This is a genomic window from Marinobacterium sp. YM272, from assembly GCF_050908845.1.
Lineage (GTDB): Bacteria > Pseudomonadota > Gammaproteobacteria > Pseudomonadales > Balneatricaceae > Marinobacterium_D.
The window spans coordinates 972,051-993,966 of sequence record NZ_CP194171.1; the positions used below are offsets into that span (position 1 = coordinate 972,051).

The following is a 21,916-nucleotide window of genomic DNA, read 5'->3' on the forward strand; positions in this document are numbered from 1 at the left end:
TCGCCTGGTCCGTACCGTTGTTTTACACTCTGTTCCCACCCTCTTTGGAGATTCCGCCATGCCTCCTACCGATAAGCACGCAAAATATAAACGAATCCTGCTGAAACTTAGCGGCGAAGCGCTGATGGGCGATGAAAACTTCGGTATCGATCCGAAAGTGCTCAATCGCGTCGCGCTGGAGATCGGCCAGCTGGTCGGGATTGGTGTGCAGGTCGGGATGGTTATTGGTGGCGGCAACCTGTTCCGAGGTGCAGCGCTGAATGCTGCTGGAATGGATCGGGTGACTGGCGACCATATGGGAATGCTGGCGACAGTGATGAATGCCCTGGCGATGCGTGAAGTGCTTGAGCGCTGTAATATCGCCACCCGCGTCATGTCGGCAATTCCGATGAGTGGTGTTGTCGATCATTATGATCGCCGCAACGCCATGCGCTACCTGAACCAGGGGGATGTGGTAATCTTTGCGGCCGGTACCGGTAACCCGTTTTTTACCACCGATTCCGCTGCCTGTCTGCGCGGCATAGAGGTGGAAGCGGACGTTGTGCTCAAGGCGACCAAGGTGGATGGCGTGTTTACAGCCGATCCGATGAAGGATCCCAAGGCTGAGCGCTATACACGTCTGAGCTTCGACGAAGTATTGGAAAAACAGCTGGGCGTTATGGATATGACGGCCATCTGTCTGACGCGCGACCATAATATGCCGGTGCGCGTGTTCAATATGAATAAGCACGGTGCGCTCGTTAACCTTGTCGTGGGTGGTGACGAGGGTACCTTGATTGACTGCGGTAGTGCTGCTGGAGAATAAAATGATCAATGAGATAGTGTCAGACGCCGACGGGCGCATGAAGAAAAGTATCGAGTCTCTGACCGAGCACTTCAAAAAGATCCGCACTGGACGTGCAACTCCGGCGATCCTGGACGCGGTTCAGGTTTCCTACTATGGCTCCATGATGCCGATTCAGCAGGTGGCCAACGTCAGTGTTGAGGATGCCCGCACACTGATGATCACCCCCTGGGAAAAGAATATGGTGCCGGAGATCGAAAAAGCGATCATGAAGTCCGACCTGGGCCTCAACCCGTCCACCAATGGCGGTGTGATTCGAGTTCCCATGCCTGCGCTGACCGAAGAAACCCGTAAGGGCTATATTCGCCAGGCGCGTCATGAGGCGGAAAATGCCCGTGTGGCGATCCGTAATATTCGTCGCGATGCCAACGGTGACTTCAAGGATCTGCTGAAAGAAAAAGAGATCACCGAAGATGAGAACCGTCGCGGTGAAGATCAGATTCAGAAAATTACCGACAAGTATGTCGGTGAAGTCGATGCGCTGCTGGCGCAGAAAGAAACCGATCTAATGGAAATCTGATACATCAAACGGGGCGGCTTGGCTGCCCCGTTTGTTTGTAGAATGTTCTGTTCATGGCTGCAGCGACAACTATAGACCTCCCTGAAGGGAAAAATCCCCCGCGCCATATCGCCATTATCATGGATGGCAACAACCGCTGGGCCAAGCTGCACCGCAAGGGTGTGCTGGCTGGTCATAAGGCGGGTGTGAACAGCGTGCGACGGGTTATCGAAGGCTGTATCGAAAACGGCGTTGAGGCACTGACCCTGTTTGCCTTCAGTAGCGAAAACTGGCGCAGACCGGCGCTGGAAGTGCGCGGCCTGATGGAGTTGTTCCGTATCGCTCTGGACCGCGAGGTGCCGAAGCTGGTGAAGAACAATATTCGCCTGCGCATTATCGGCGATCGCAGCCGCTTCAGTCGTGATCTGCAGAAGCGGATTGCCGAGGCAGAAGTGGAGACCCGGGGCTGTACCGGGCTGCAGCTGAATGTAGCGGCGAATTACGGTGGTCAGTGGGATATTGCCCAGGCTGCCAGGCAGGCTGCCGAGGCCTGTCTGCGCGGTGAGCTGACGCCGGAACAGATCGATGCTGAGTTTCTTGATCAACGTGTCTGCCTCTCGGACCTGCCAAAACCTGATCTGTGTATTCGTACCGGCGGGGAGCAGCGGGTAAGTAACTTCCTGATCTGGCAGTTTGCCTACACTGAATTTTATTTCTCTCCGCTTTACTGGCCTGACTTTGGCAAGGAGCAGATCCGCGAGGCGATCCTGGATTTCTGTACCCGGGAACGGCGCTTTGGAAAAACCAGCGAGCAGTTAAAGGCCGAAAAAAATGATTAAACAGCGGGTGATCACCGGAGTGATTCTGGGTGCTCTGGTGCTGCTGGGTGTGTTCTGGCTCTCACCCGGATGGTTTGCTTTCTTTGCGGCGGCTGTCGTCGCACTGGCGGCGCATGAATGGGGCAATTTTGCCGCCCTTGGGCAGCTGGGGCGCTCGGGATATGCACTGCTGTGTCTGGCGCTGGTGGCTCTGCTGCAGGTTGTGACCCCGTTACTGGATACCGCTATTCTGACCCTGGCCGGGTTGTTCTGGCTGGTTGCCTGCTACGTCGTCGTCCGCTATCCCGCAATCAGACTGGAGTGCCGCTGGCTGAAACTGCTGGTGGGGCTTGTGGTCATTGTGCCGACCTGGCTGGCGCTTACCTCCCTCAAAGCCTTGACCGAGGGGGAGTTGGCCCTGGTGATGCTGCTGCTTCTGGTCTGGGGCGCAGATACCGGTGCCTACTGTGCAGGCAAGCTGTTGGGGCGCAGAAAACTGATCCCCAATGTCAGTCCGGGTAAAACCCTGGAGGGGATGCTGGGTGGACTGGCAACCTGCATTCTTATCGGCGTGATTATCGGTCTGTCACGCGAACTTCCCCCTGTTGCGCTGGTCTATCTGGTGGCGCTTTCATTGATCACGGGTCTTGCCTCGGTGCTGGGCGATCTCTTTGAGAGCCTGTTCAAGCGCGAGCGTGGCATTAAAGACAGTGGTCGCATTCTGCCCGGGCATGGCGGGATCCTGGACAGGATAGACAGCCTGACAGCAGCGGCGCCGGTCTTTATGCTGGGTATCCACTGGGCGCCGATGTTTTAAATCCTCAGAGTCGTTCATGAGTCCTCGGAGTTGTTCATGAGTATAGTGCAGACGCTGCTCGCCACCCTTGTCACTCTGGGCGTGCTGGTCACCATTCACGAATGGGGGCACTTCTTTGTAGCGCGTCGCTGCGGGGTCAAGGTGCTGCGTTTTTCGGTTGGCTTCGGCAAGCCGCTGTGGATGCGTAAAGGGCGCGACGGTACCGAGTATGCAGTGGCGACGATTCCCCTGGGCGGTTACGTGCGCATGCTCGATGAACGCGAGGCGGAAGTTCCCGATGCGCTGAAGTCCCAGGCGTTCAATAACAAGCCGGTGCTGCAGCGGATGGCGATTGTCGCCGCAGGCCCCGTGGTTAACCTGGTTTTCGCCGTGCTGGCGTACTGGTTCCTGTTTGTCTGGGGCAGTACGGTGGTTGTTCCCGTGGTTGGTGGTGTGGCTCCCGGCTCACTGGCCGAGCGGGCCGGGGTTCCGGCCGGCGTCGAGTTGATGGCGGTGGATGGTCATCAGGTCCAGTCCTGGGATGAGGTGAATCTCCGTTTGGCAGCCCGGGTCGGGGAGAGCGGCGAGCTTGCGCTGCGCGCCGGCGAACCCGGTCGCGGACTGGCGCGGGAATACCAGGTGCGCCTGTCGGACTGGGACGTAAACCTTGAGAAAGAGTCTCCCATCAGCGCATTGGGGCTGCAGCCATACCGTCCGGAAATCCCTGCGGTTATCGGTGTGCTGACAGATGGCGGCGTGGCCCAGAGTGCCGGCTTGCAAGTCGGTGACAAGGTGGTGGCGATCAACGGTTCGCCGGTCGCTAACTGGGTCGACCTGGTCGGCAAGGTGCGTGCAGCCCCCGGTGAGTCGATGACCTTTACCGTGCAGCGCGACGGCGCCACTGAAACCCTCAGTTTGACGCCGGACAGCCGGGTCGATGACGCTGGCAACGGCTACGGTTACATCGGCGCGGGCGTTCAGGCCGTCGAATGGCCGGACAATATGCTGCGTGAAGTCAGTCATGGACCGGTGGAAGCGCTCTGGATCGGGCTGCAGAAAACCGGGCAGATGATAGGGCTCACGCTGGATGCGATACATAAAATGATCGTCGGCGCCATCTCGGTAAAAAACTTGAGTGGCCCGATAACGATTGCTAAAGTGGCGGGGGCTTCGGCGGCCTCGGGGCTCGAGTCTTTTGTCAGCTTCCTTGCCTATCTGAGCATCAGTCTTGGTGTGTTGAACCTCTTGCCGATACCGATGCTGGATGGGGGACACCTGCTGTATCAGTTTATAGAACTGGTGCGGGGGCGTCCGGTCAGCGAAAAAGTTCAGATGATGGGTCTGCGCATCGGGATGGCCATGTTATTCAGTCTGATGGCGCTTGCCATCCTGAATGACATCGCCCGACTCTGACGCGTGTCTCAAAAAGAATTCACTATACGGAAATTAAGACCTGCAGCATGAAAAGTAAGCTGGGATTGTTACTCGTATCGTTTTTGTGGACTTTTCAGGTAAGTGCGGCTGAATTTCCGTTTACAGTCAGTGATATACGCCTTGAGGGCCTGCAGCGCGTCGAGCCTGGTCTGGTGTTTCGCTATTTCCCGGTCAACGTGGGTGACAACCTCACTCGTCGCCAGTTGTCCGAATCAACCCGCGAACTGTTTGCATCCGGCTATTTCGATGATGTCGATATCCTGCGCGACGGTGACGACCTGGTGCTGCAGCTGCATGAACGCCCATCGCTTGCCCTGATCCGGATTGACGGCAATGACTTCATTGCGGAAGAGGATCTGCGCCAGGGCCTTGAGCAGTCCGGTGTCAAAGAGGGGGATGTGTTCCGGCGCTCGGCGGTTGACCAGATCCGCCTCGACCTGCTGCGGGTATACGTCGGTCAGGGACGCTACGGTGCCGATATCCAGACCGAGGTCGAGAACCTGTCCGGTAACCGTGTCGCGCTGAATATCGATATCACGGAAGGCCGCGAAGCGACGATCCAGCATATCAATATCGTCGGTAATACGGTGTTCAGCGATGAAGAACTGAAAGAGATGTTCTCGCTGAAGCTGCCGAACTTCTGGAGCTTCTATACCAAGAGTGACCGCTACTCCCGCGAGAAGATGTCCGGCGATCTTGAGCGCCTGCGTTCGTACTACATGGACCGCGGTTACATCAATTTCAATATCGAATCCGCGCAGGTATCGATAACCCCGGACAAGAAAAACGTCTACATCACCGTCAATGTCAACGAGGGCCAGCAGTTTAAGGTCAGCGGTGTCAGTGTGGCCGGCGATCTGGTGGTGCCGCGGGAAGAACTCGAGGCGCTGTTCCTGCTGAACGAGGGTGATACCTTCTCCCGCAAGGCGATGACCGATACCCAGGAAAAACTGGTGCGTCGTCTCGGTGACGAGGGCTTCATGTTTGCCAACGTAAGCCCTGTGCCTGAACTGAACGAAGACGGCACCCTGTCGGTGCGCTACTTTGTCGAGCCCGGCAAAAGAACCTATGTTCGCCGCATCAGTATCCGTGGCAACACCCTGACGGCCGATGATGTGCTGCGCCGGGAGATGGAACAGATGGAGGCGGGTATCGCCACCACTGAAGCGATCGAACGCTCCAAAGAGCGGCTTGAGCGGACCGGTTACTTCAAGTCGGTCAACGTCGAGACCACGCCGGTGCCGGGTACCGATGACCAGGTCGATCTGGAATACAGCGTTGAAGAGCAGCAGTCCGGCCAGTTCACCGCATCCGTCGGCTTCTCCGACAGCGATGGCATCATCTTCCAGCTCGGTGTGCAGCAGGACAACTTCCTTGGCACCGGCCGCAAGTTCGGCGTCAACCTGTCCAATAGCGATACGCTGACCGAATACAGCTTCAACTACACCAACCCTTACTACACGATCAACGGCGTCAGTCGCGGCTTTGAAGCCTACTACCGTGAGCGTGACTACGACGCAAGCGATGTCAGTACCTACACCACCAACGAGTTCGGTGGCGGTGTGAACTTCGGCTATCCGATCAATGACTATCAGCGCCTGTCTTTCGGCCTGGGCATCGATCTGACCGAAATCAATACCTATGACGAAACTGCAGACATCATCAAGGAGTTCGTCGACGAAGAGGGCGAGGATTACCTCTCCTATCAGCTGACGTTCGGCTGGAGTAATAACCATCTGAACAAGGGCCTGTTCCCGACCGCTGGTTACTCTCATCGTGCCAACATCGAGATCGCCCTGCCGGGCAGTGATCTGACCTATTACCGCGCCAACTACAACACCAGCTGGTATCAGCCGATCGATGACAATGAGGTCTGGGTGGGTGCGCTGAAAGGACGCATCGGCTACGGCGACAGCTGGGGGAATACCAGTTACCCGTTCTACCGCAATTTCTATGCGGGCGGCCTGCGCAGTGTCCGCGGTTACCAGAACAACTCACTGGGCCCAACCGAAGGCTGTACCACGATCAACGGAGTGACGGACTGTACAGATCAGGACTCCTTCGGCGGTAACGTGATCCTGACCGGTAGCGCCGAGTTTATCTTCCCGATGCCGTTTGTTGGCGATAAAGGTGCCTGGCGTTCACTGCTGTTCTTCGATGCCGGTAACGTTTACTCCACCGACTGCCGGGAGACCCAGAACAACTGCTCGAACGATATCGACCTGGGCGAGCTGCGCTACTCAACGGGTCTGGGTCTGAGCTGGCTGACCCCGGTTGGGCCTCTGTCGATCGCACTGGCGATGCCGCTGAACGACGGCGACGACGATGACACCGAAACCTTCCAGTTTGCTCTGGGCCAAACCTTCTAAGGAGAACGCATGAAATCTATCAAAACGCTGTTCGCGGTTGCCTGTCTGACGCTGAGTGCCCCGGTATTGGCTGGTAAGCTGGCGGTGCTGGACGTGCGCGAAGCGTTGCTGACCTCCGATGCAGCCAGTGACTTCCGTGAGCAGATGCAGCAGGAGTTCTCTTCCGATCAGCAGGAACTTGTCGACCTGGAAAAACAGGCCAAGTCCCTGCAGCAAAAGATTCAGAAAAATGCCGGTCTCAGTTCTGAAGACGAGATGCAGCAGCTGCGTCTGCAGTTCCAGAAGGCTTTTGGCGCGTTTCAGCGCAAGGGGCAGGAGCTTCAGCAGCAGCAGGCTCAGCGTCAGCAGGAGTTCATGAGCGACATGAAGCCCAAGCTGGACGAGGTTATCCGCAAGCTGATCGAGCAGGAGGATATCGACCTGATTATCAATAAGCAGGCCTCGGTATTCAGTGATCCGGGTCTTGATATGACCTCCAAAGTGATTGAACTCCTGAACAAGCAGTAATCCATGAAAGGATCGTCAGGCTTTACACTCGAAGAGCTCGCGCAGCGCTGCTCAGCCCGGGTGGTGGGCGACAGCCAGTGCGTAATCGAGTCGCTGGCAACTCTACAGACAGCTGGCCCAGGCCAGCTGTCGTTCTTTGCGAACAGCCGATATCTCAAGCAGCTGCGGTCGACCGCTGCGGCAGCGGTGCTGGTGAGCGAAGAGCATCTGCATGATGTACCCGGCAGCGCCTTGGTCGTGGTTAACCCTTACCTGGCGTTTGCCCGCCTGACCCAGCTGTTTGATTGGCGTACCCCCTGCAACCCGGGCATTCATCCCGGCGCTATTATCGATCCCTCTGCCAACGTCTCGCCCGAGGCCGAAATTTGCGCGGGTGTCGTCGTTGGCGCAAACAGCGAAATAGCCGCAGGCGCAGTGATTGGTGCCAACACGGTGGTGGGAGCTGACTGCTATATTGGTGAAGAGAGTCGGCTGGAGGCAGGCGTAACCCTGTATCCGCGGGTTCGCCTGGGTGCCAGGGTATTGATTCACAGCAGCGCGGTGATTGGCGCAGATGGCTTTGGCTTTGCCCCCGATAAAAACCAAGGCTGGGTGAAGATCTGCCAGTTGGGCGGTGTCAGCATCGGTGATGATGTGGAGATCGGCGCCGGTGTTACGGTCGATCGTGGTGCGCTGGACGATACCCGCATAGAGCGAGGCGTGAAGCTGGATAACCAGGTTCAGGTGGCGCATAACGTGAGTATTGGGGAGCATACGGCCATTGCGGGCTGTACCGCCATTGCCGGAAGCACTAGAATTGGCCGCCACTGCACCATAGCTGGCATGAGCGGCATCACGGGACACCTCGATATTGCCGATGGTACCCATGTGACGGCAATGACCCTGGTGAGCCGTTCGATTACCCAGCCGGGTGCCTATTCGTCAGGAACAGGTATCGAGCCGCATCAGCAGTGGAAGCGCAACGTGGTGCGCTTCCGCCAGCTGGATGAGCTGGCCAGGCGTGTGCGCAAACTCGAAAACAGCCTCGAGCATATTTCTACTGAAGGTCAAAAAAATGATGGATGTTAAGGAAATCCGGGAGTACCTGCCCCACCGCTATCCCTTCCTGCTGGTGGACCGGGTAGTAGAACTTGTCCCCGGAGAATCAATCGTGGCGTACAAGAACGTCACGGTGAACGAGCCCTTCTTTAACGGGCATTTCCCCGATCATCCAGTCATGCCGGGCGTACTGATCGTCGAGGCGATGGCTCAGGCCGCGGGTATTCTTGGCTTTAAAACCATGGATAAAACTCCACAGGATGGTTCTATCTACTATTTTGTAGGAGCGGATAACCTGAGATTCAAGCGTCCGGTTGTGCCGGGAGACCGTCTGCAGCTGGAAGCCAAGGTTCTTTCCGAACGTCGCGGCATCTGGAAGTTTGAAGTCCGTGCCAGCGTCGATGGCGACACCGTCAGTTCAGCTACTATTCTCTGCGCAGACAGGAAGGTGTGAGTGATTCATCCACAGGCTATCGTTGAACCCGGAGCAAAGCTGGCCGACAACGTCGAAGTAGGCCCGTGGAGCTATATCGGCGCCGATGTTGAAATCGGTGCCGGTACACGTATAGGTCCTCACGTGGTGATCAAGGGCCCCACCGTTATCGGTGAGGATAACCGGATCTTCCAGTTCGCCAGTGTCGGCGAAGAGTGTCAGGACAAGAAGTACAAGGGCGAACCCACCGAGCTGGTGATCGGCGACCGTAACGTGATTCGTGAAGGTTGTACCATCCATCGCGGCACGGTGCAGGACGAGGGGATCACCCGGATCGGCAGCGATAACTTGTTGATGGCCTACGTGCATGTGGCCCATGACTGTGTTGTCGGCAGCCACTGTATCCTGGCCAACAGCACGGCGCTGGCGGGGCACGTGAAACTGGGCGATTACGCGATTCTGGGTGGCTTTACCGCCGTGCACCAGTTTTGTCAGATCGGTCCCCACGTGATGTGTGGCGCCGGTACCGTGGTGCTGAAGGATATCCCCGCCTACGTGATGGCCACCGGTAATACGGCCCAGCCTCACGGCATCAACCTCGAAGGTCTGCGCCGTCGTGGCTTCTCACCGGAGTCTCTGCGTGCGCTGCGCCAGGCGTACAAAACGATTTACCGCAAAGGCCTGACGGTTGCCGAAGCCCTGGAACAACTCCATCAGCTTGCTGCTGATGAACCGGCGGTGCAGCCGCTGATCGATTCGCTCAGTGAGTCGGCCCGCGGCATCATCCGCTGATTGTCGATGCGATCTCTTAGAATCGGCATCGTCGCAGGTGAAGCGTCCGGCGATATTCTGGGCGCTGGCCTGATGCAGGCCCTGCAAAAACGTTTCCCTGATATCCAGTTTGAAGGTATAGGCGGTGAGCTGATGCTCGCCGCCGGCTGCCGCTCGCTTTATCCGATGGAGCGCCTGTCGGTGATGGGGCTGGTCGAAGTATTGGGCCGGGTGCCGGAGCTGCTGCGGGAACGTCGCCGCCTGGTGCGACACTTCATTGCCAACCCGCCGGACCTGTTTATCGGTATCGACGCCCCGGACTTCACTCTGGGTATGGAGCGTCAGCTGAAGCAGGCCGGTATTCCAACTGTTCACTATGTCAGCCCGTCGGTCTGGGCCTGGAAGCGCAAACGGATCTTCAAGATCAAACGCTGCGTCGATCTGCTGTTGACGCTGTTTCCGTTCGAAGCCGAGGTGTATGAGCCGACTCAGCAGAACCTGCGCTTCGTGGGGCATCCGCTGGCCGAGATTATCCCCGCGCAGATCGATATGGAGCAGGCCCGGGAGCAGTATGCTGCCCAGGCAGACCAGAAGATGGTGGCGCTGCTGCCGGGAAGCCGCGGCAGTGAGCTGAAATACCTTGCGCAGCCGTTTCTCGAGACGGCGCGCTGGCTGCAGGCGCGTGATCCCGGGTTGGTGTTCGTGATGCCGGCGGCCAACCAGCGTCGCTACGACCAGCTGGCCGCAATGGTGGCTGCGGAATATGGCGACCTGAACCTTAAACTGGTGCGTGGTCACTCACGCGAAGTGATGGCCGCCGCCGATGCGATTCTGATCGCGTCCGGGACCGCCACGCTGGAAGCCTGCCTGCTGCGCAAGCCCATGGTGGTGGCGTATCGCATGGCGGGGCTGACCTACAAAATCTATTCACGGATGATCGAAAGCCGCTGGATCTCTCTGCCTAATGTACTGGCAGGCGAGGAGATGGTGCCCGAAATATTGCAGGACCGGGTGAGCCCGGACGTGCTTGGGCCGTTGGTGCTCAGGGCGCTGGATGATAACGAGTACCGCAGCCGCATCGAGCAGGTGTTCGGTCAGATAGGCGAGCAACTGCGCCAGAATGCCAGTGAACGGGCCGCCGATGCCGTACTTGAGCTGCTGCAGCAGCGGCATTCCCAAAGAGGGGAGACGCCGCATGGATAATCCCGGCTTCGATTTTCGGCCTGCCGGCCTCGTGGCTGGCGTTGACGAGGTGGGGCGTGGCCCGCTGATCGGTGATGTGGTCGCCGCGGCGGTCATTCTCGATCCGGCCCGGCCGATCGAGGGGCTGACCGACTCGAAAAAGCTCAGTGCGAAGAAGCGCGAGCGCCTGTTTGATGAGATTCAGGAGCGGGCGCTGGCCTGGTCAATTGCCAGTGCGTCACCCGCAGAGATCGATGAAATCAACATACTGCACGCCAGCATGCTGGCGATGCGACGAGCTGTGCTGGCACTGGACCCGCAGCCGGAATACGCCATGATCGACGGCAACCGCTGCCCGGAACTGCCCTGCCCATCGGAGCCGGTGGTCAAGGGTGACCTGCTGATCGCCGAGATCAGTGCCGCGTCGATACTCGCCAAGGTATACCGCGACCGGCAGATGGAAGAGCTTCACGCCCGTTATCCGGAATATGGTTTTGCCGGCCATAAGGGCTATCCGACTAAAGCGCATTTACAGGCGCTCGCCACACACGGCGTTCTGCCGGAATACCGTCGTAGTTTCGGTCCGGTAAAACGCCTGTTGAACCAGGAGTAGAGATGTCTGCAGCCAATTATGTCCACCTGAGGGTGCACACCGAATATTCCCTGTTCGACGGCCTCGTCCGTATCAAGGAACTGGTCAAAGCTGCCGCCGAAGGCGGTATGCCCGCCGTGGGCATGACCGACCAGACCAACATGTTTGCCCTGGTCAAGTTCTACAAGGCAGCCCTGGGTGCCGGCATCAAGCCGGTCTGCGGCGTTGATCTCTGGGTTGAAAACGAGCAGGAACCGGAGAGCGATCCCTATCGAATCACCCTGCTGGTGCGCAACGGCGAAGGCTATCGTAACCTGATGGAGCTGGTTTCCCTGGCCTATGAAAAAGGGCAGGGGATAGTTGCGGACCGGGCGCTGGTAAAACGCGAATGGGTACGTGAAAAGTCCGCCGGGCTGATTGCGCTGTCGGGCGCTCGCCTGGGTGAAGTGGGACGCGCGATTCTGTCCGAGAGCGATGAGGCCCAGACGATACTCGAGCAGTGGATGCAGGTCTTCCCGGACAGCTTCTACCTGGAGATTCAGCGTACCGGGCGCCCCGGCGATGAGGCCCTGGTGCACGGCAGTGTCGAGCTGGCGCGCAGAACCGGCTGTCCGCTGGTGGCCACCAACGAGGTGATGTTTATCAACGCGGCGGACTTCGAAGCTCACGAAGCGCGCGTCTGTATCAACATGAGCCGCACCCTGGAAGATCCGACCCGGCCGCGTAACTATTCCGATCAGCAGTATTTCCGCACCCCTGAAGAGATGACGGAGCTGTTCGCCGATATCCCCAGTGCGCTGGCAAACAGCGTGGAAATCGCGCGACGCTGCAACATCGATATAGAGCTGGGCACCTACTACCTGCCGCGTTATCCGATCCCGGAAGGGATCCTGATGGATGACTATTTTCGCTATGTCTCGCGCCAGGGGCTGGAAGAGCGCCTCGAATTCCTCTATGACACCAGCTCGCCGGAGTTTGCCGAGATCCGCAAGCCCTACGACGAGCGGTTGAAGTTCGAGCTCGATATCATCATCCAGATGGGTTTTCCCGGTTACTTCCTTATCGTGATGGACTTCATCAAGTGGGGTAAGGAAAACGGCATTCCCGTGGGACCTGGGCGAGGCTCAGGTGCCGGTTCCCTGGTGGCCTACGCGCTCAAGATCACCGACCTGGATCCGCTGGAATACGACCTGCTGTTCGAACGTTTCCTTAACCCGGAACGTGTCTCCATGCCTGACTTCGATATCGACTTCTGCATGGACAACCGTGACCGGGTGATCGATTACGTGGCCGGCAAATACGGCCGCGATGCGGTATCCCAGATCATCACCTACGGCACCATGGCCGCCAAGGCGGTGGTGCGCGACGTGGCCCGTGTACAGGGCAAGCCGTTCGGCCTGGCCGACCGCCTCTCCAAGCTGATCCCGTTCGAGGTGGGCATGACCCTCTCCAAGGCCTGGGAGCAGGAAGAGCAGCTGCGTGAATTCGTTGAGTCCAGCGAAGAAGCGCAGGAGATCATGGAGATGGCGTACAAGCTTGAAGGCGTGACCCGTAACGTAGGCAAGCACGCCGGTGGTGTGGTTATCGCGCCTACCAAACTGACCGACTTTGCCGCCACCTATTGCGATGAAGAGGGGCACGGTCTCGTTACCCAGTTCGACAAGAACGATGTGGAGGAGGCGGGTCTCGTTAAGTTCGACTTCCTCGGTCTGCGTACGCTGACGATCATCGACTGGGCGCTGGAGATCATCAACGACAAGCGCAAGCGTCGCGGCGAAGATCATCTCGAGATCGAAGGGATCAATCTGGAAGATCCGGAGACCTTCAAGCTGTTGCAGAGCGCCCAGACCACCGCGGTGTTCCAGCTTGAATCCAGCGGTATGAAGGACCTGATCCGCCGCCTGCAGCCGTCGCGCTTCGAGGATATCGTCGCCCTGGTGGCCCTGTTCCGTCCGGGGCCTCTGCAGTCCGGCATGGTGGATGACTTTATCAACCGTAAGCATGGCCGCGCCGAGCTGGCCTGGCCGCACCCGGACTACCAGCTCGATTCCCTGCAGCCGGTACTGGAGCCCACTTACGGCATCATCCTGTACCAGGAACAGGTAATGCAGATTGCCCAGGTGATGGCGGGCTATACCCTCGGCGGCGCGGATATGCTGCGTCGAGCCATGGGTAAGAAAAAGCCTGAGGAGATGGCCAAGCAGCGCGCCATCTTCTTGGATGGCTGCGAAACCCAGGGCATAGACAAAAACCTGGCCGGCAACATCTTCGACCTGGTGGAAAAATTCGCCGGTTACGGCTTCAACAAGTCGCACTCCGCCGCCTACGCGCTGGTCTCGTACCAGACCGCCTGGCTCAAGCAGCATTACCCGGCGCCGTTCATGGCAGCGGTGATGTCCTCCGATATGCAGACCACCGAGAAAGTGGTGATCTTCATCGAAGAGTGTCGTCAGATCGGCCTCACCGTGCGTTTGCCGGACGTGAATGACGGTGAGTTCAAGTTCGCCGTCAATGACAAGGACGAGATCATCTACGGTCTCGGCGCCATCAAGGGCGTGGGTGAAGGTCCGGTGGATGCCATCGTGCGTGCCCGTGCCGAGGGTGGCCCGTTTACCGACCTGTTCGACTTCTGCAAGCGTGTCGGCAGCAAACGCCTGAACAAGCGTGTGCTCGAAGCGCTGGTACGCTGCGGTGCACTGGATGGTCTCGGTGCGCCCCGCGCAGTGCTCTGGCAGGCGATCCCCGCCGCACTGAAGTCGGCGGACCAGGAGGAGCAGAACCAGAATGCCGGCATGTTCGATCTGTTCGGCGAGATGGAAGCCCAAGAGGAGAGCGATCCTTACGAGAGCTTTCGCAACGCCCGTGAATGGAGCGACAAGGAGCGACTCACCGGCGAGAAAGACACCCTGGGGCTCTACGTCACCGGGCACCCGATCGACGAATATGAGGCGGAGCTCAGGCATTTCGTGCGCAAGAAGCTGGTCGATCTGCAGCCGGCCCGCGGCCAGACGCAGAAAATGGCCGGCCTGGTGGTCGATATGCGGATGAAGAAAACCAAGAAGGGTGCCACGCTCTGCTTTGTTACCCTTGACGACCGCAGTGCCCGCATGGAGGTCACTCTGTTTGGCGAGGCCTACGATGCAGCCCGGAACCAGATCGCCAAGGATGCGGTGCTTATTATCGAAGGCGAAGTCGCTCAGGATGACTACAATGGTGGTCTCAAGGTGCGCGGCAACAAGGTCTATGGCATGGCCGATGCGCGCTCGATGTACGCCAGTCATGTGGAAGTCAGTTGCCGCCATGACCAGATCAAGCGCCAGACACTGAAGAGCCTCGCCGAGACGCTTGGCCGTGAGCGCACCCCGCAGGGCGGCCTGCCTGTGGTGCTGCATTATCAACGCGAGGATGCCGAAGGCCCGCTGCGGTTTGGCGACAACTGGCGGGTCCGCGTCAGCGACGATCTGATACTCGCGCTGAAGGAACAGTTCGGCAATGACCGGGTCCAACTTCGCTTCGAACGTTGACTCCGCTGAGTGGGGTGGAGTCTGTGATCCTCACCCGGTAGAATTGAGCCTATTTTGACGAGCCCGCCGGGCTTTCGTTTAACTCATTTAAAAGAGCAGAAGCAGACGCGCATGAATCCTAACTATCTGGATTTCGAACAGCCGATCGCCGAGTTGGAAGCAAAAATCAACGAGCTTCGTCTCGTGGGCGAAGATAACGAAGACCTGAATCTCGCTGAAGAGATCGGCCGGCTGCAGGAAAAAAGTCGTACCCTGACTCAAAGTATTTTTTCAAACCTCTCGGCCTGGCAGATCTCCCAGCTGGCGCGTCACCCCAAGCGTCCCTACACCTTTGACTACGTCAAGCACGCCTTCGACGAGTTCGAAGAGATCCACGGTGACCGTCATTTCGCTGACGACCAGGCGCTGGTGGGCGGCATCGCGCGCATGGATGATAAGCCGGTGATGATCATCGGTCATCAGAAAGGCCGTGAAGTCAAAGAGAAGGTCAAGCGCAACTTCGGTATGCCGCGCCCTGAAGGTTATCGTAAGGCACTGCGCCTGATGGAGATGGCCGAGCGTTTCAAGCTGCCGGTGCTGACCTTTATCGATACACCGGGGGCCTACCCGGGCATCGACGCAGAAGAGCGCGGCCAGTCCGAGGCGATCGCCTATAACCTGGCGAAAATGTCCCAGCTGCGTACACCGGTGATCTCCACCGTTATCGGTGAAGGCGGTTCCGGCGGTGCGCTGGCGATCGGTGTCTGCGATGAGCTGCTGATGCTGCAGTACAGCACCTACTCGGTTATCTCTCCGGAAGGTTGCGCATCCATCCTGTGGAAAAGCGCCGAGCGTGCTTCCGATGCTGCCAAGGCGATGGGTATCACCTCTGAGCGTCTGCATGAACTCGGTCTGGTTGACCGCGTGATCTCCGAACCGCTCGGCGGTGCTCACCGCGATCCCGCACTGATGGCTGCGAGCCTGCAGCAGGTGCTGGTTGAAACCCTGGATCGCCTGCAGGGGATGTCGATCGACGAGCTGCTTGAGCGTCGTTACGCCCGCCTGATGGATTACGGGCGCTTTGCAGACTGATCTGTCAGCCCTCCTGACACGGCGCCTCGAGCGCCTGCACGACAGCCGCCGCTGGGTGATCGCACTCAGCGGCGGTGTTGATTCCAGGGTACTGCTGGAACTCTGCGCCAGAACCCAGCCGCGGGATAAACTGCTGGCACTGCATATCAACCATCAACTTCAGGCCGACGCCGCGGCCTGGGAAACCTGGTGCGCTGACCAGTGTCTGCGCCTGGGCGTGCCATTTACCTCCGTCTCTGTTGACCCCGGCAGTGGCTCCGAGGCGGACCTGCGTGATGCCCGCTACCGTGCATTCGAAGCAGTGCTGCAACCGGGAGACTGGCTGCTGCTGGCGCAGCACGCCGATGATCAGGCTGAAACCTTTCTGCTGCGGCTACTCCGCGGTGCTGGCGTTCGCGGTCTGTCCGGGATGCCCTGGCAGCGACCGGTGGGGCAGGGGATGCTCTACCGTCCGCTGCTGGACCAACCGCGTGCGGTACTGGAAGCCTGGGCGCGGCAGCAACGGATCGAGTGGGTGGAAGATCCCAGTAACGCCAGCGAGCGTTACGACCGCAACTGGATCCGCCATCGGATACTGGCGCCGTTGAAACAGCGCAAATCCGCCGTGCTCGAGCGGCTGATGGCCACGACGGCTCAGCTCGCCGAAACCGACCAGTTGCTCGATGAAGTGGCGGCCGGTGATCTGGCCGGGTTACAGACGGTACCTGAGTGTCTGCCGTTGGCGCAGGTGCAGCGGCTGTCGTTGCCACGGCAGCGTAATCTGATACGTCACTGGGTATTCCAGTGTACGGGGAGCCGGCTTTCCCGGGAAGAGTTGCTTGAGATCGAGCAGTCGGTGATTACCGCCGGCGAAGATCGTACACCGCTGCTTAACCTGGGTGGCTTTGAGCTCAGGCGCTACCGCGGTTTGCTGTTTCTGACCCCGCCGCTGCCGCCACGCTCTGCGCCCCATGAGCTAGACTGCACGGCGGATAGCAAAACGTTGAATCAGGGCGTACTCGCGTTTCAGTCCACTGATGGGGTTGGGCTGGCTGAAGGCGAGACGCTGCGACTGGATTACCGACGTGGCGGCGAGCGGCTCAGGCCGTTTGGCAGAGGTGGTTCGGTGACCCTGAAACAGCTCCTGCAGGAGGCGGGAGTGCCGCCCTGGCTGAGGCCGGACTGGCCAATTCTCTACTCTGGCGACCAGCTGGTAGCCGTGCCCGGCATCTGTCTGTGTGAAGAGGCGGTGACAAAGGGCGGTTTGATCCCAACATGGCGCCCATCGGGTTTGTCTGAAGGGGTCCGCTTTGGTAGACTGTAACCCCATCTTGAGTACGTTTTCCCTCCTAACTTTCGATCTGACAGGTTCCGCATGACGCGTTATATTTTCGTCACCGGCGGTGTTGTGTCCTCATTGGGCAAAGGCATCGCATCTGCTTCTCTGGCGGCTATTCTCGAGGCCCGTGGTCTCAAAGTCACAATGCTCAAGCTGGACCCGTATATCAACGTGGACCCGGGCACCATGAGCCCCTTCCAGCACGGTGAAGTGTTTGTTACCGAAGACGGCGCCGAGACCGACCTGGATCTGGGTCACTACGAGCGCTTCATCCGCACCACGATGACCAAGCGCAACAACTTCACCACCGGCCGCGTTTACCAGCATGTGCTGCGCAAGGAGCGCCGCGGTGATTACCTGGGCGGAACCGTACAGGTGATTCCGCACATTACCGACGAGATCAAACGTCGCGTGATCGAAGGTGCGGGTGATGCTGACGTGGCGCTGGTTGAGATCGGCGGTACTGTGGGTGATATCGAATCCCTGCCGTTCCTGGAAGCTGTGCGTCAGCTGAAAGTGGAACTGGGCTCCAACCGCGCGCTGTTCATGCACCTGACGCTGGTGCCCTACATCGCCACCGCCGGTGAAACCAAGACCAAGCCGTCACAGCACTCGGTCAAGGAGCTGCGCTCCATCGGTATCCAGCCGGATATACTGATCTGCCGTTCCGAGCAGGCGATCCCGGAATCCTCCCGCCGCAAGCTGTCCATGTTCACCAACGTGGAAGAGCGTGCCGTGGTGTCTCTGCCGGATGCCGAGTCGATCTACAACATTCCGCGTATGCTCAGCGAGCAGGGGCTGGACGATATCGTTATCGACCGCTTCCGTCTGGCTGGCTGCCCGGCGGCTGACCTGCGTGAGTGGGACCGTGTTGCCGATGCCTTCCTTAACCCAGAAGGTGAAGTGCGTATCGCCATGGTCGGCAAGTACATGGAACTGCTCGATGCCTACAAGTCGCTGATCGAAGCGATCACCCACGCCGGCATCACCCTGCGCAAGAAGGTGCGGATCGAATATATCGACTCCGAGCGCGTTGAGCGTGAAGGTGCCGAGATCCTAAAGGATGTCAGCGCGATTCTGGTACCGGGCGGCTTCGGCGAGCGTGGTGTCGAGGGCAAGATCAGTGCCGTGCGCTATGCCCGTGAAAACAAGATTCCTTACCTCGGCATCTGCCTGGGTATGCAGGTGGCGGTTATCGAGTTCGCGCGTCACGTGGCGCAGCTGAACAACGCCAACTCCACGGAGTTCGATATCGAAAGCGAGCATCCGGTCATCGGTCTGATCACCGAGTGGACCGACGCCAGCGGCGAAGTGGAGCAGCGTACCGAAGAATCCGACCTGGGTGGCACTATGCGTCTCGGCGCACAGATCTGCCATCTCAAGCCGGGTTCCAAGGTGGCTGAAGCCTATGGCCGTATCGACATCAAGGAACGCCACCGTCACCGCTACGAGTTCAACAACAACTATGCCCAGAAACTGGAAGAGGCAGGTCTGCTGATCTCCGGTCGTTCTGAGGATGGAGAGCTGGTGGAAGTGGTCGAAGTACCCGATCATCCCTGGTTCGTAGCCTGTCAGTTCCACCCGGAATTTACCTCCACACCGCGTGACGGTCATGGATTGTTTACCGGCTTCATTAAAGCAGCGCTTGAGCGTCAGGCGCAGCAGGCTGAAACTGAATAAGCTAAAACAACGGAGAAAAATAGAATGGCTCAGATCGCTGATATTAAAGCGCGCGAAGTGCTCGATTCCCGCGGTAACCCCACTGTCGAAGCCGACGTAATCCTGGCTTCCGGTGTTGTCGGTAGTGCCTGCGCTCCTTCGGGTGCTTCCACCGGTTCCCGCGAGGCGCTGGAACTGCGCGACGGCGACAAGTCCCGTTACCTGGGCAAGGGCGTTCAGAAAGCCGTAAATGCAGTCAACGGCTCCATCCGTGACGCACTGGTCGGTATGGACGCGGCTGATCAGCGCGCCCTCGACAACAAGATGCTGGAACTGGACGGTACCGACAACAAGGCTAACCTGGGCGCCAACGCCATCCTGGCGGTCTCCCTGGCAGCGGCCAAAGCGGCAGCTACCGAGAAAGGTATCCCGCTGTACGCGCACATCGCCGAGCTGAACGGCACCAGCGGCCAGTTCTCCATGCCGGTACCGATGATGAACATCCTCAACGGTGGTGAGCACGCCGACAACAACGTCGACATCCAGGAGTTCATGGTGCAGCCGGTGGGCTTCACCAACTTCGCCGATGCTCTGCGTTGTGGTGCCGAAATCTTCCACGCACTGAAGAAAGTACTGCAGAGCAAGGGCCTGAACACCGCTGTCGGTGACGAAGGTGGCTTCGCCCCCAACCTGGGTTCCAACGAAGAAGCCCTGGTGGTTATCAAAGAAGCGGTTTCTGCGGCCGGCTACACGCTCGGCAAGGACGTAACCCTGGCGCTGGACTGCGCGGCATCCGAGTTCTATAAGGACGGCAAGTACGACCTGTCTGGCGAAGGCAAGGTGTTTGATGCCGAGGGCTTCAGCGACTTCCTGGCACAGCTGACCGAAAACTACCCGATCGTATCGATCGAAGACGGTCTGGACGAATCCGACTGGAATGGCTGGGCCTACCTGACTCAGAAGATCGGTGACAAGGTACAACTGGTCGGCGACGACCTGTTCGTCACCAACACCAAGATCCTGAAGGAAGGTATCGACAAGAGCATCGGCAACTCCATCCTGATCAAGTTCAACCAGATCGGCTCCCTGAGCGAGACCCTGGACGCGATCAAGATGGCCAAGGATGCGGGTTACACCGCGGTGATCTCCCACCGTTCCGGTGAAACCGAAGATACCACCATTGCCGACCTGGCCGTGGGTACCGCTGCAGGCCAGATCAAGACCGGTTCCCTGTGCCGCTCCGACCGTGTTGCCAAGTACAACCGTCTGCTGCGCATCGCCGAAGAGCTGGGCGCGAAAGCGGTTTACAACGGTCTGAAAGAGATCAAAGGCCAGGGCTGATCGCCCGGTTTGAAAAAAGGGGGCTGAAAAGGCCCCTTTTTTTTGCACTTTCGGGGCTTAGGGTCTGACATGCTCTCTGTGCTGGGCTTTTTTGACGTAGCACCACTTTGATGTAACAGGGCAGGGCCTGCAAAAGCCCGCCCTGATAGCCTGTAAGCCCTAGTTAATATGGATCTGTTCACTGCTTCCCCTGCTAGGATAGAGAGCGGAATGGGCGGGACTGACGGTGCATCATCGGACAGCTCGCAGGAGAAAACGTAGAGAGGCGTTTGTGTACCGCTGGCTTTTGTTGATTTTGCTGCTGATGTTCGCGGGTTTACAGTACCGGCTCTGGTTCGGCGAGGCCAACCTGCGCCAGGTATGGCAGCTCGAGGAACAGATAGAACAGCAGCGGGTTGAAAATGCGCGTCTAGTCGAGCGCAACAAACGGCTTGAAGCCGAAGTGCAGGATCTGAAAAAAGGCCTGACCGCGCTTGAAGAACGGGCACGCAGTGAGCTGGGTATGATCCGGGAGGGGGAAACCTTCTTCCAGCTGGTTGAGCCCGAACAGGAGAAGAACGAACGTTGAGCGACCATCAAGCACCCCCAGAGGGGCAAACGACCCCTGAGGCACAGGAACTACCGCGTTGGCAGGAAACTCCGCGCTGGCTCCATGGCGAGCCGGGTGTCAGTGCAACACTGCGGGCAACGCCCGATGATTTTAAAGTTGTGGAACAGCTGGGTTTCGAGCCCGATGGCGAGGGTGAGCATCAGTTCCTCTATATCCGCAAACGCGGTGAGAACACTGACTGGGTGGCGCGTCAGCTGGCGAACTTCTGTCAGGTCAGCCCCCGTGATGTCAGTTACGCCGGTAAGAAAGATCGCCACGCTGTCACCGAACAGTGGTTCTGCGTACATCTGCCAGGGCACAGGGCCAGCCTGAACTGGAAGCTGTTTGGTGGTGACACCATCGAAGTGCTGCGGGCGGAAAAACATGGCCGCAAGCTGCGCCTCGGTTCACTGCAGGGCAATCGCTTCGAACTGCGCCTGCGCGATGTCTCTGATGGTGCGGAGCTTGAGCGTCGCTTCGCGCTGTTGGCTCAGGGCGTGCCCAACTATTTTGGCGAACAGCGCTTTGGGCATAATTTCGGTAATATCGATAAAGGACTGGCGCTGATCGCCGGTCGTCTGAAAGAGCGGCAGCGTCATAAAAAGGGGCTGTATATCTCGGCGGTGCGTTCCTGGCTGTTCAATCGCCTGATATCCGAACGCATAGGGCGTGGCCTTTGGGACAGTCTGCTCGAAGGCGATGTGCTGATGATCAATGGTTCGCAGAGCTGTTTCCGCTATGATAACGCTGACCCGAGCATTGCGGAGCGCCTGGCAAAGGGTGAACTCAACCTGACCGGGCCGATGTGGGGACGGGGCGAATTGATGACCGAAGCTGCCGCCCGCGAGTTCGAACAGGAAGTTTACGCTGTTGAGTCGACGGTCTGTGAACAACTGGAACAGCTGGGACTGAAACAGGAAAGACGCTCACTGCGGCTGGTACCTGAGTCGCTTGCGATAGAGCGCGAGAGTGACGGACAATGGCGACTGGGTTTTGATCTGCCCGCTGGCTCCTTTGCAACCAGCGTGCTGCGTGAATTGTGCAACTGGCAAACACCTCAGAGTGGCGCCGCACAGTAGGTTTTGAATACTAATCTTTGATAGCAGTTTGATTGGATACAGGGCACAGAGA

General features: G+C 58.6%; 19 protein-coding genes. All 19 read left to right on the forward strand.

The window, feature by feature from the left end; all coding sequences use genetic code 11:
• Positions 1-58: 58 nt before the first annotated feature.
• Entirely contained in the window at positions 59-805 is a 747-nt protein-coding gene (gene pyrH / locus ACQUQP_RS04575; protein WP_432697631.1) for a UMP kinase, read from the forward strand.
• A 1-nt stretch (position 806) separates the two neighbouring features.
• Entirely contained in the window at positions 807-1,364 is a 558-nt protein-coding gene (gene frr / locus ACQUQP_RS04580; protein ID WP_432697632.1) for a ribosome recycling factor, read from the forward strand.
• A 53-nt stretch (positions 1,365-1,417) separates the two neighbouring features.
• Positions 1,418-2,182, forward strand: a complete 765-nt coding sequence (gene uppS, locus ACQUQP_RS04585; RefSeq protein WP_432697633.1) for a polyprenyl diphosphate synthase — start codon at positions 1,418-1,420, stop codon at positions 2,180-2,182.
• Positions 2,175-2,978: a phosphatidate cytidylyltransferase gene (locus tag ACQUQP_RS04590; RefSeq protein WP_432697634.1), complete on the forward strand. Its 804-nt coding sequence runs from the start codon at positions 2,175-2,177 to the stop codon at positions 2,976-2,978. Before uppS ends, ACQUQP_RS04590 begins: the two co-directional genes overlap by 8 nt.
• Before the next feature lie 36 nt (positions 2,979-3,014).
• On the forward strand, positions 3,015-4,370 hold the full coding sequence (gene rseP / locus ACQUQP_RS04595) for an RIP metalloprotease RseP (protein ID WP_432697635.1): 1,356 nt from the start codon (positions 3,015-3,017) through the stop codon (positions 4,368-4,370).
• A 47-nt stretch (positions 4,371-4,417) separates the two neighbouring features.
• Positions 4,418-6,760 (forward strand): outer membrane protein assembly factor BamA, encoded by a 2,343-nt coding sequence (gene bamA, locus ACQUQP_RS04600; RefSeq protein WP_432697636.1) that lies wholly within the window; start codon positions 4,418-4,420, stop codon positions 6,758-6,760.
• Between the two features lie 9 nt (positions 6,761-6,769).
• The gene (locus tag ACQUQP_RS04605; RefSeq protein WP_432697637.1) at positions 6,770-7,267 is read left to right on the forward strand and encodes an OmpH family outer membrane protein; all 498 of its coding nucleotides are present in this window, start codon (positions 6,770-6,772) and stop codon (positions 7,265-7,267) included.
• Positions 7,268-7,270: 3 nt separating this feature from the next.
• On the forward strand, positions 7,271-8,335 hold the full coding sequence (gene lpxD / locus ACQUQP_RS04610; RefSeq protein ID WP_432697638.1) for a UDP-3-O-(3-hydroxymyristoyl)glucosamine N-acyltransferase: 1,065 nt from the start codon (positions 7,271-7,273) through the stop codon (positions 8,333-8,335).
• The gene (gene fabZ / locus ACQUQP_RS04615; RefSeq protein ID WP_104003770.1) at positions 8,322-8,759 is read left to right on the forward strand and encodes a 3-hydroxyacyl-ACP dehydratase FabZ; all 438 of its coding nucleotides are present in this window, start codon (positions 8,322-8,324) and stop codon (positions 8,757-8,759) included. Before lpxD ends, fabZ begins: the two co-directional genes overlap by 14 nt.
• Positions 8,760-9,530: an acyl-ACP--UDP-N-acetylglucosamine O-acyltransferase gene (gene lpxA / locus ACQUQP_RS04620; RefSeq protein ID WP_432697639.1), complete on the forward strand. Its 771-nt coding sequence runs from the start codon at positions 8,760-8,762 to the stop codon at positions 9,528-9,530. It begins immediately after the preceding gene.
• Between the two features lie 6 nt (positions 9,531-9,536).
• On the forward strand, positions 9,537-10,712 hold the full coding sequence (gene lpxB / locus ACQUQP_RS04625; RefSeq protein WP_432697640.1) for a lipid-A-disaccharide synthase: 1,176 nt from the start codon (positions 9,537-9,539) through the stop codon (positions 10,710-10,712).
• A complete protein-coding gene (gene rnhB / locus ACQUQP_RS04630; RefSeq protein WP_432697641.1) occupies positions 10,705-11,304 on the forward strand; it encodes a ribonuclease HII in 600 nt (199 codons plus the stop codon). Before lpxB ends, rnhB begins: the two co-directional genes overlap by 8 nt.
• A 2-nt stretch (positions 11,305-11,306) precedes the next feature.
• On the forward strand, positions 11,307-14,807 hold the full coding sequence (gene dnaE / locus ACQUQP_RS04635) for a DNA polymerase III subunit alpha (RefSeq protein WP_432697642.1): 3,501 nt from the start codon (positions 11,307-11,309) through the stop codon (positions 14,805-14,807).
• 111 nt (positions 14,808-14,918) lie between these two features.
• A complete protein-coding gene (accA, locus tag ACQUQP_RS04640) occupies positions 14,919-15,878 on the forward strand; it encodes an acetyl-CoA carboxylase carboxyl transferase subunit alpha (RefSeq protein WP_432697643.1) in 960 nt (319 codons plus the stop codon).
• The gene (gene tilS, locus ACQUQP_RS04645) at positions 15,868-17,181 is read left to right on the forward strand and encodes a tRNA lysidine(34) synthetase TilS (RefSeq protein WP_432697644.1); all 1,314 of its coding nucleotides are present in this window, start codon (positions 15,868-15,870) and stop codon (positions 17,179-17,181) included. The genes accA and tilS overlap by 11 nt, the downstream gene beginning before the upstream one ends.
• Positions 17,182-17,232: 51 nt before the next feature.
• Positions 17,233-18,876: a CTP synthase gene (locus ACQUQP_RS04650; protein ID WP_432697645.1), complete on the forward strand. Its 1,644-nt coding sequence runs from the start codon at positions 17,233-17,235 to the stop codon at positions 18,874-18,876.
• A 24-nt stretch (positions 18,877-18,900) separates the two neighbouring features.
• Positions 18,901-20,196 carry a phosphopyruvate hydratase gene (eno, locus tag ACQUQP_RS04655; protein WP_432697646.1) on the forward strand — a complete coding sequence of 432 codons (1,296 nt, stop codon included), beginning with the start codon at positions 18,901-18,903 and terminating at the stop codon, positions 20,194-20,196.
• 271 nt (positions 20,197-20,467) lie between these two features.
• Positions 20,468-20,764: a cell division protein FtsB gene (gene ftsB / locus ACQUQP_RS04660; RefSeq protein WP_432697647.1), complete on the forward strand. Its 297-nt coding sequence runs from the start codon at positions 20,468-20,470 to the stop codon at positions 20,762-20,764.
• Complete coding sequence (truD, locus tag ACQUQP_RS04665) at positions 20,761-21,864, forward strand: tRNA pseudouridine(13) synthase TruD (RefSeq protein WP_432697648.1); 1,104 nt, start codon at positions 20,761-20,763, stop codon at positions 21,862-21,864. The genes ftsB and truD overlap by 4 nt, the downstream gene beginning before the upstream one ends.
• Positions 21,865-21,916 lie beyond the last annotated feature (52 nt).

Coding starts and splice junctions, on each gene's coding strand:
- ACQUQP_RS04590 (WP_432697634.1), top strand. CDS start 2,175: ATGATTAAACAGCGGGTGATCACCGGAGTGATTCTGGGTGCTCTGGTG.
- eno (WP_432697646.1), top strand. CDS start 18,901: ATGGCTCAGATCGCTGATATTAAAGCGCGCGAAGTGCTCGATTCCCGC.
- lpxD (WP_432697638.1), top strand. CDS start 7,271: ATGAAAGGATCGTCAGGCTTTACACTCGAAGAGCTCGCGCAGCGCTGC.
- pyrH (WP_432697631.1), top strand. CDS start 59: ATGCCTCCTACCGATAAGCACGCAAAATATAAACGAATCCTGCTGAAA.
- frr (WP_432697632.1), top strand. CDS start 807: ATGATCAATGAGATAGTGTCAGACGCCGACGGGCGCATGAAGAAAAGT.
- lpxB (WP_432697640.1), top strand. CDS start 9,537: ATGCGATCTCTTAGAATCGGCATCGTCGCAGGTGAAGCGTCCGGCGAT.
- ACQUQP_RS04605 (WP_432697637.1), top strand. CDS start 6,770: ATGAAATCTATCAAAACGCTGTTCGCGGTTGCCTGTCTGACGCTGAGT.
- fabZ (WP_104003770.1), top strand. CDS start 8,322: ATGATGGATGTTAAGGAAATCCGGGAGTACCTGCCCCACCGCTATCCC.
- accA (WP_432697643.1), top strand. CDS start 14,919: ATGAATCCTAACTATCTGGATTTCGAACAGCCGATCGCCGAGTTGGAA.
- rnhB (WP_432697641.1), top strand. CDS start 10,705: ATGGATAATCCCGGCTTCGATTTTCGGCCTGCCGGCCTCGTGGCTGGC.
- uppS (WP_432697633.1), top strand. CDS start 1,418: ATGGCTGCAGCGACAACTATAGACCTCCCTGAAGGGAAAAATCCCCCG.
- dnaE (WP_432697642.1), top strand. CDS start 11,307: ATGTCTGCAGCCAATTATGTCCACCTGAGGGTGCACACCGAATATTCC.
- ACQUQP_RS04650 (WP_432697645.1), top strand. CDS start 17,233: ATGACGCGTTATATTTTCGTCACCGGCGGTGTTGTGTCCTCATTGGGC.
- bamA (WP_432697636.1), top strand. CDS start 4,418: ATGAAAAGTAAGCTGGGATTGTTACTCGTATCGTTTTTGTGGACTTTT.
- rseP (WP_432697635.1), top strand. CDS start 3,015: ATGAGTATAGTGCAGACGCTGCTCGCCACCCTTGTCACTCTGGGCGTG.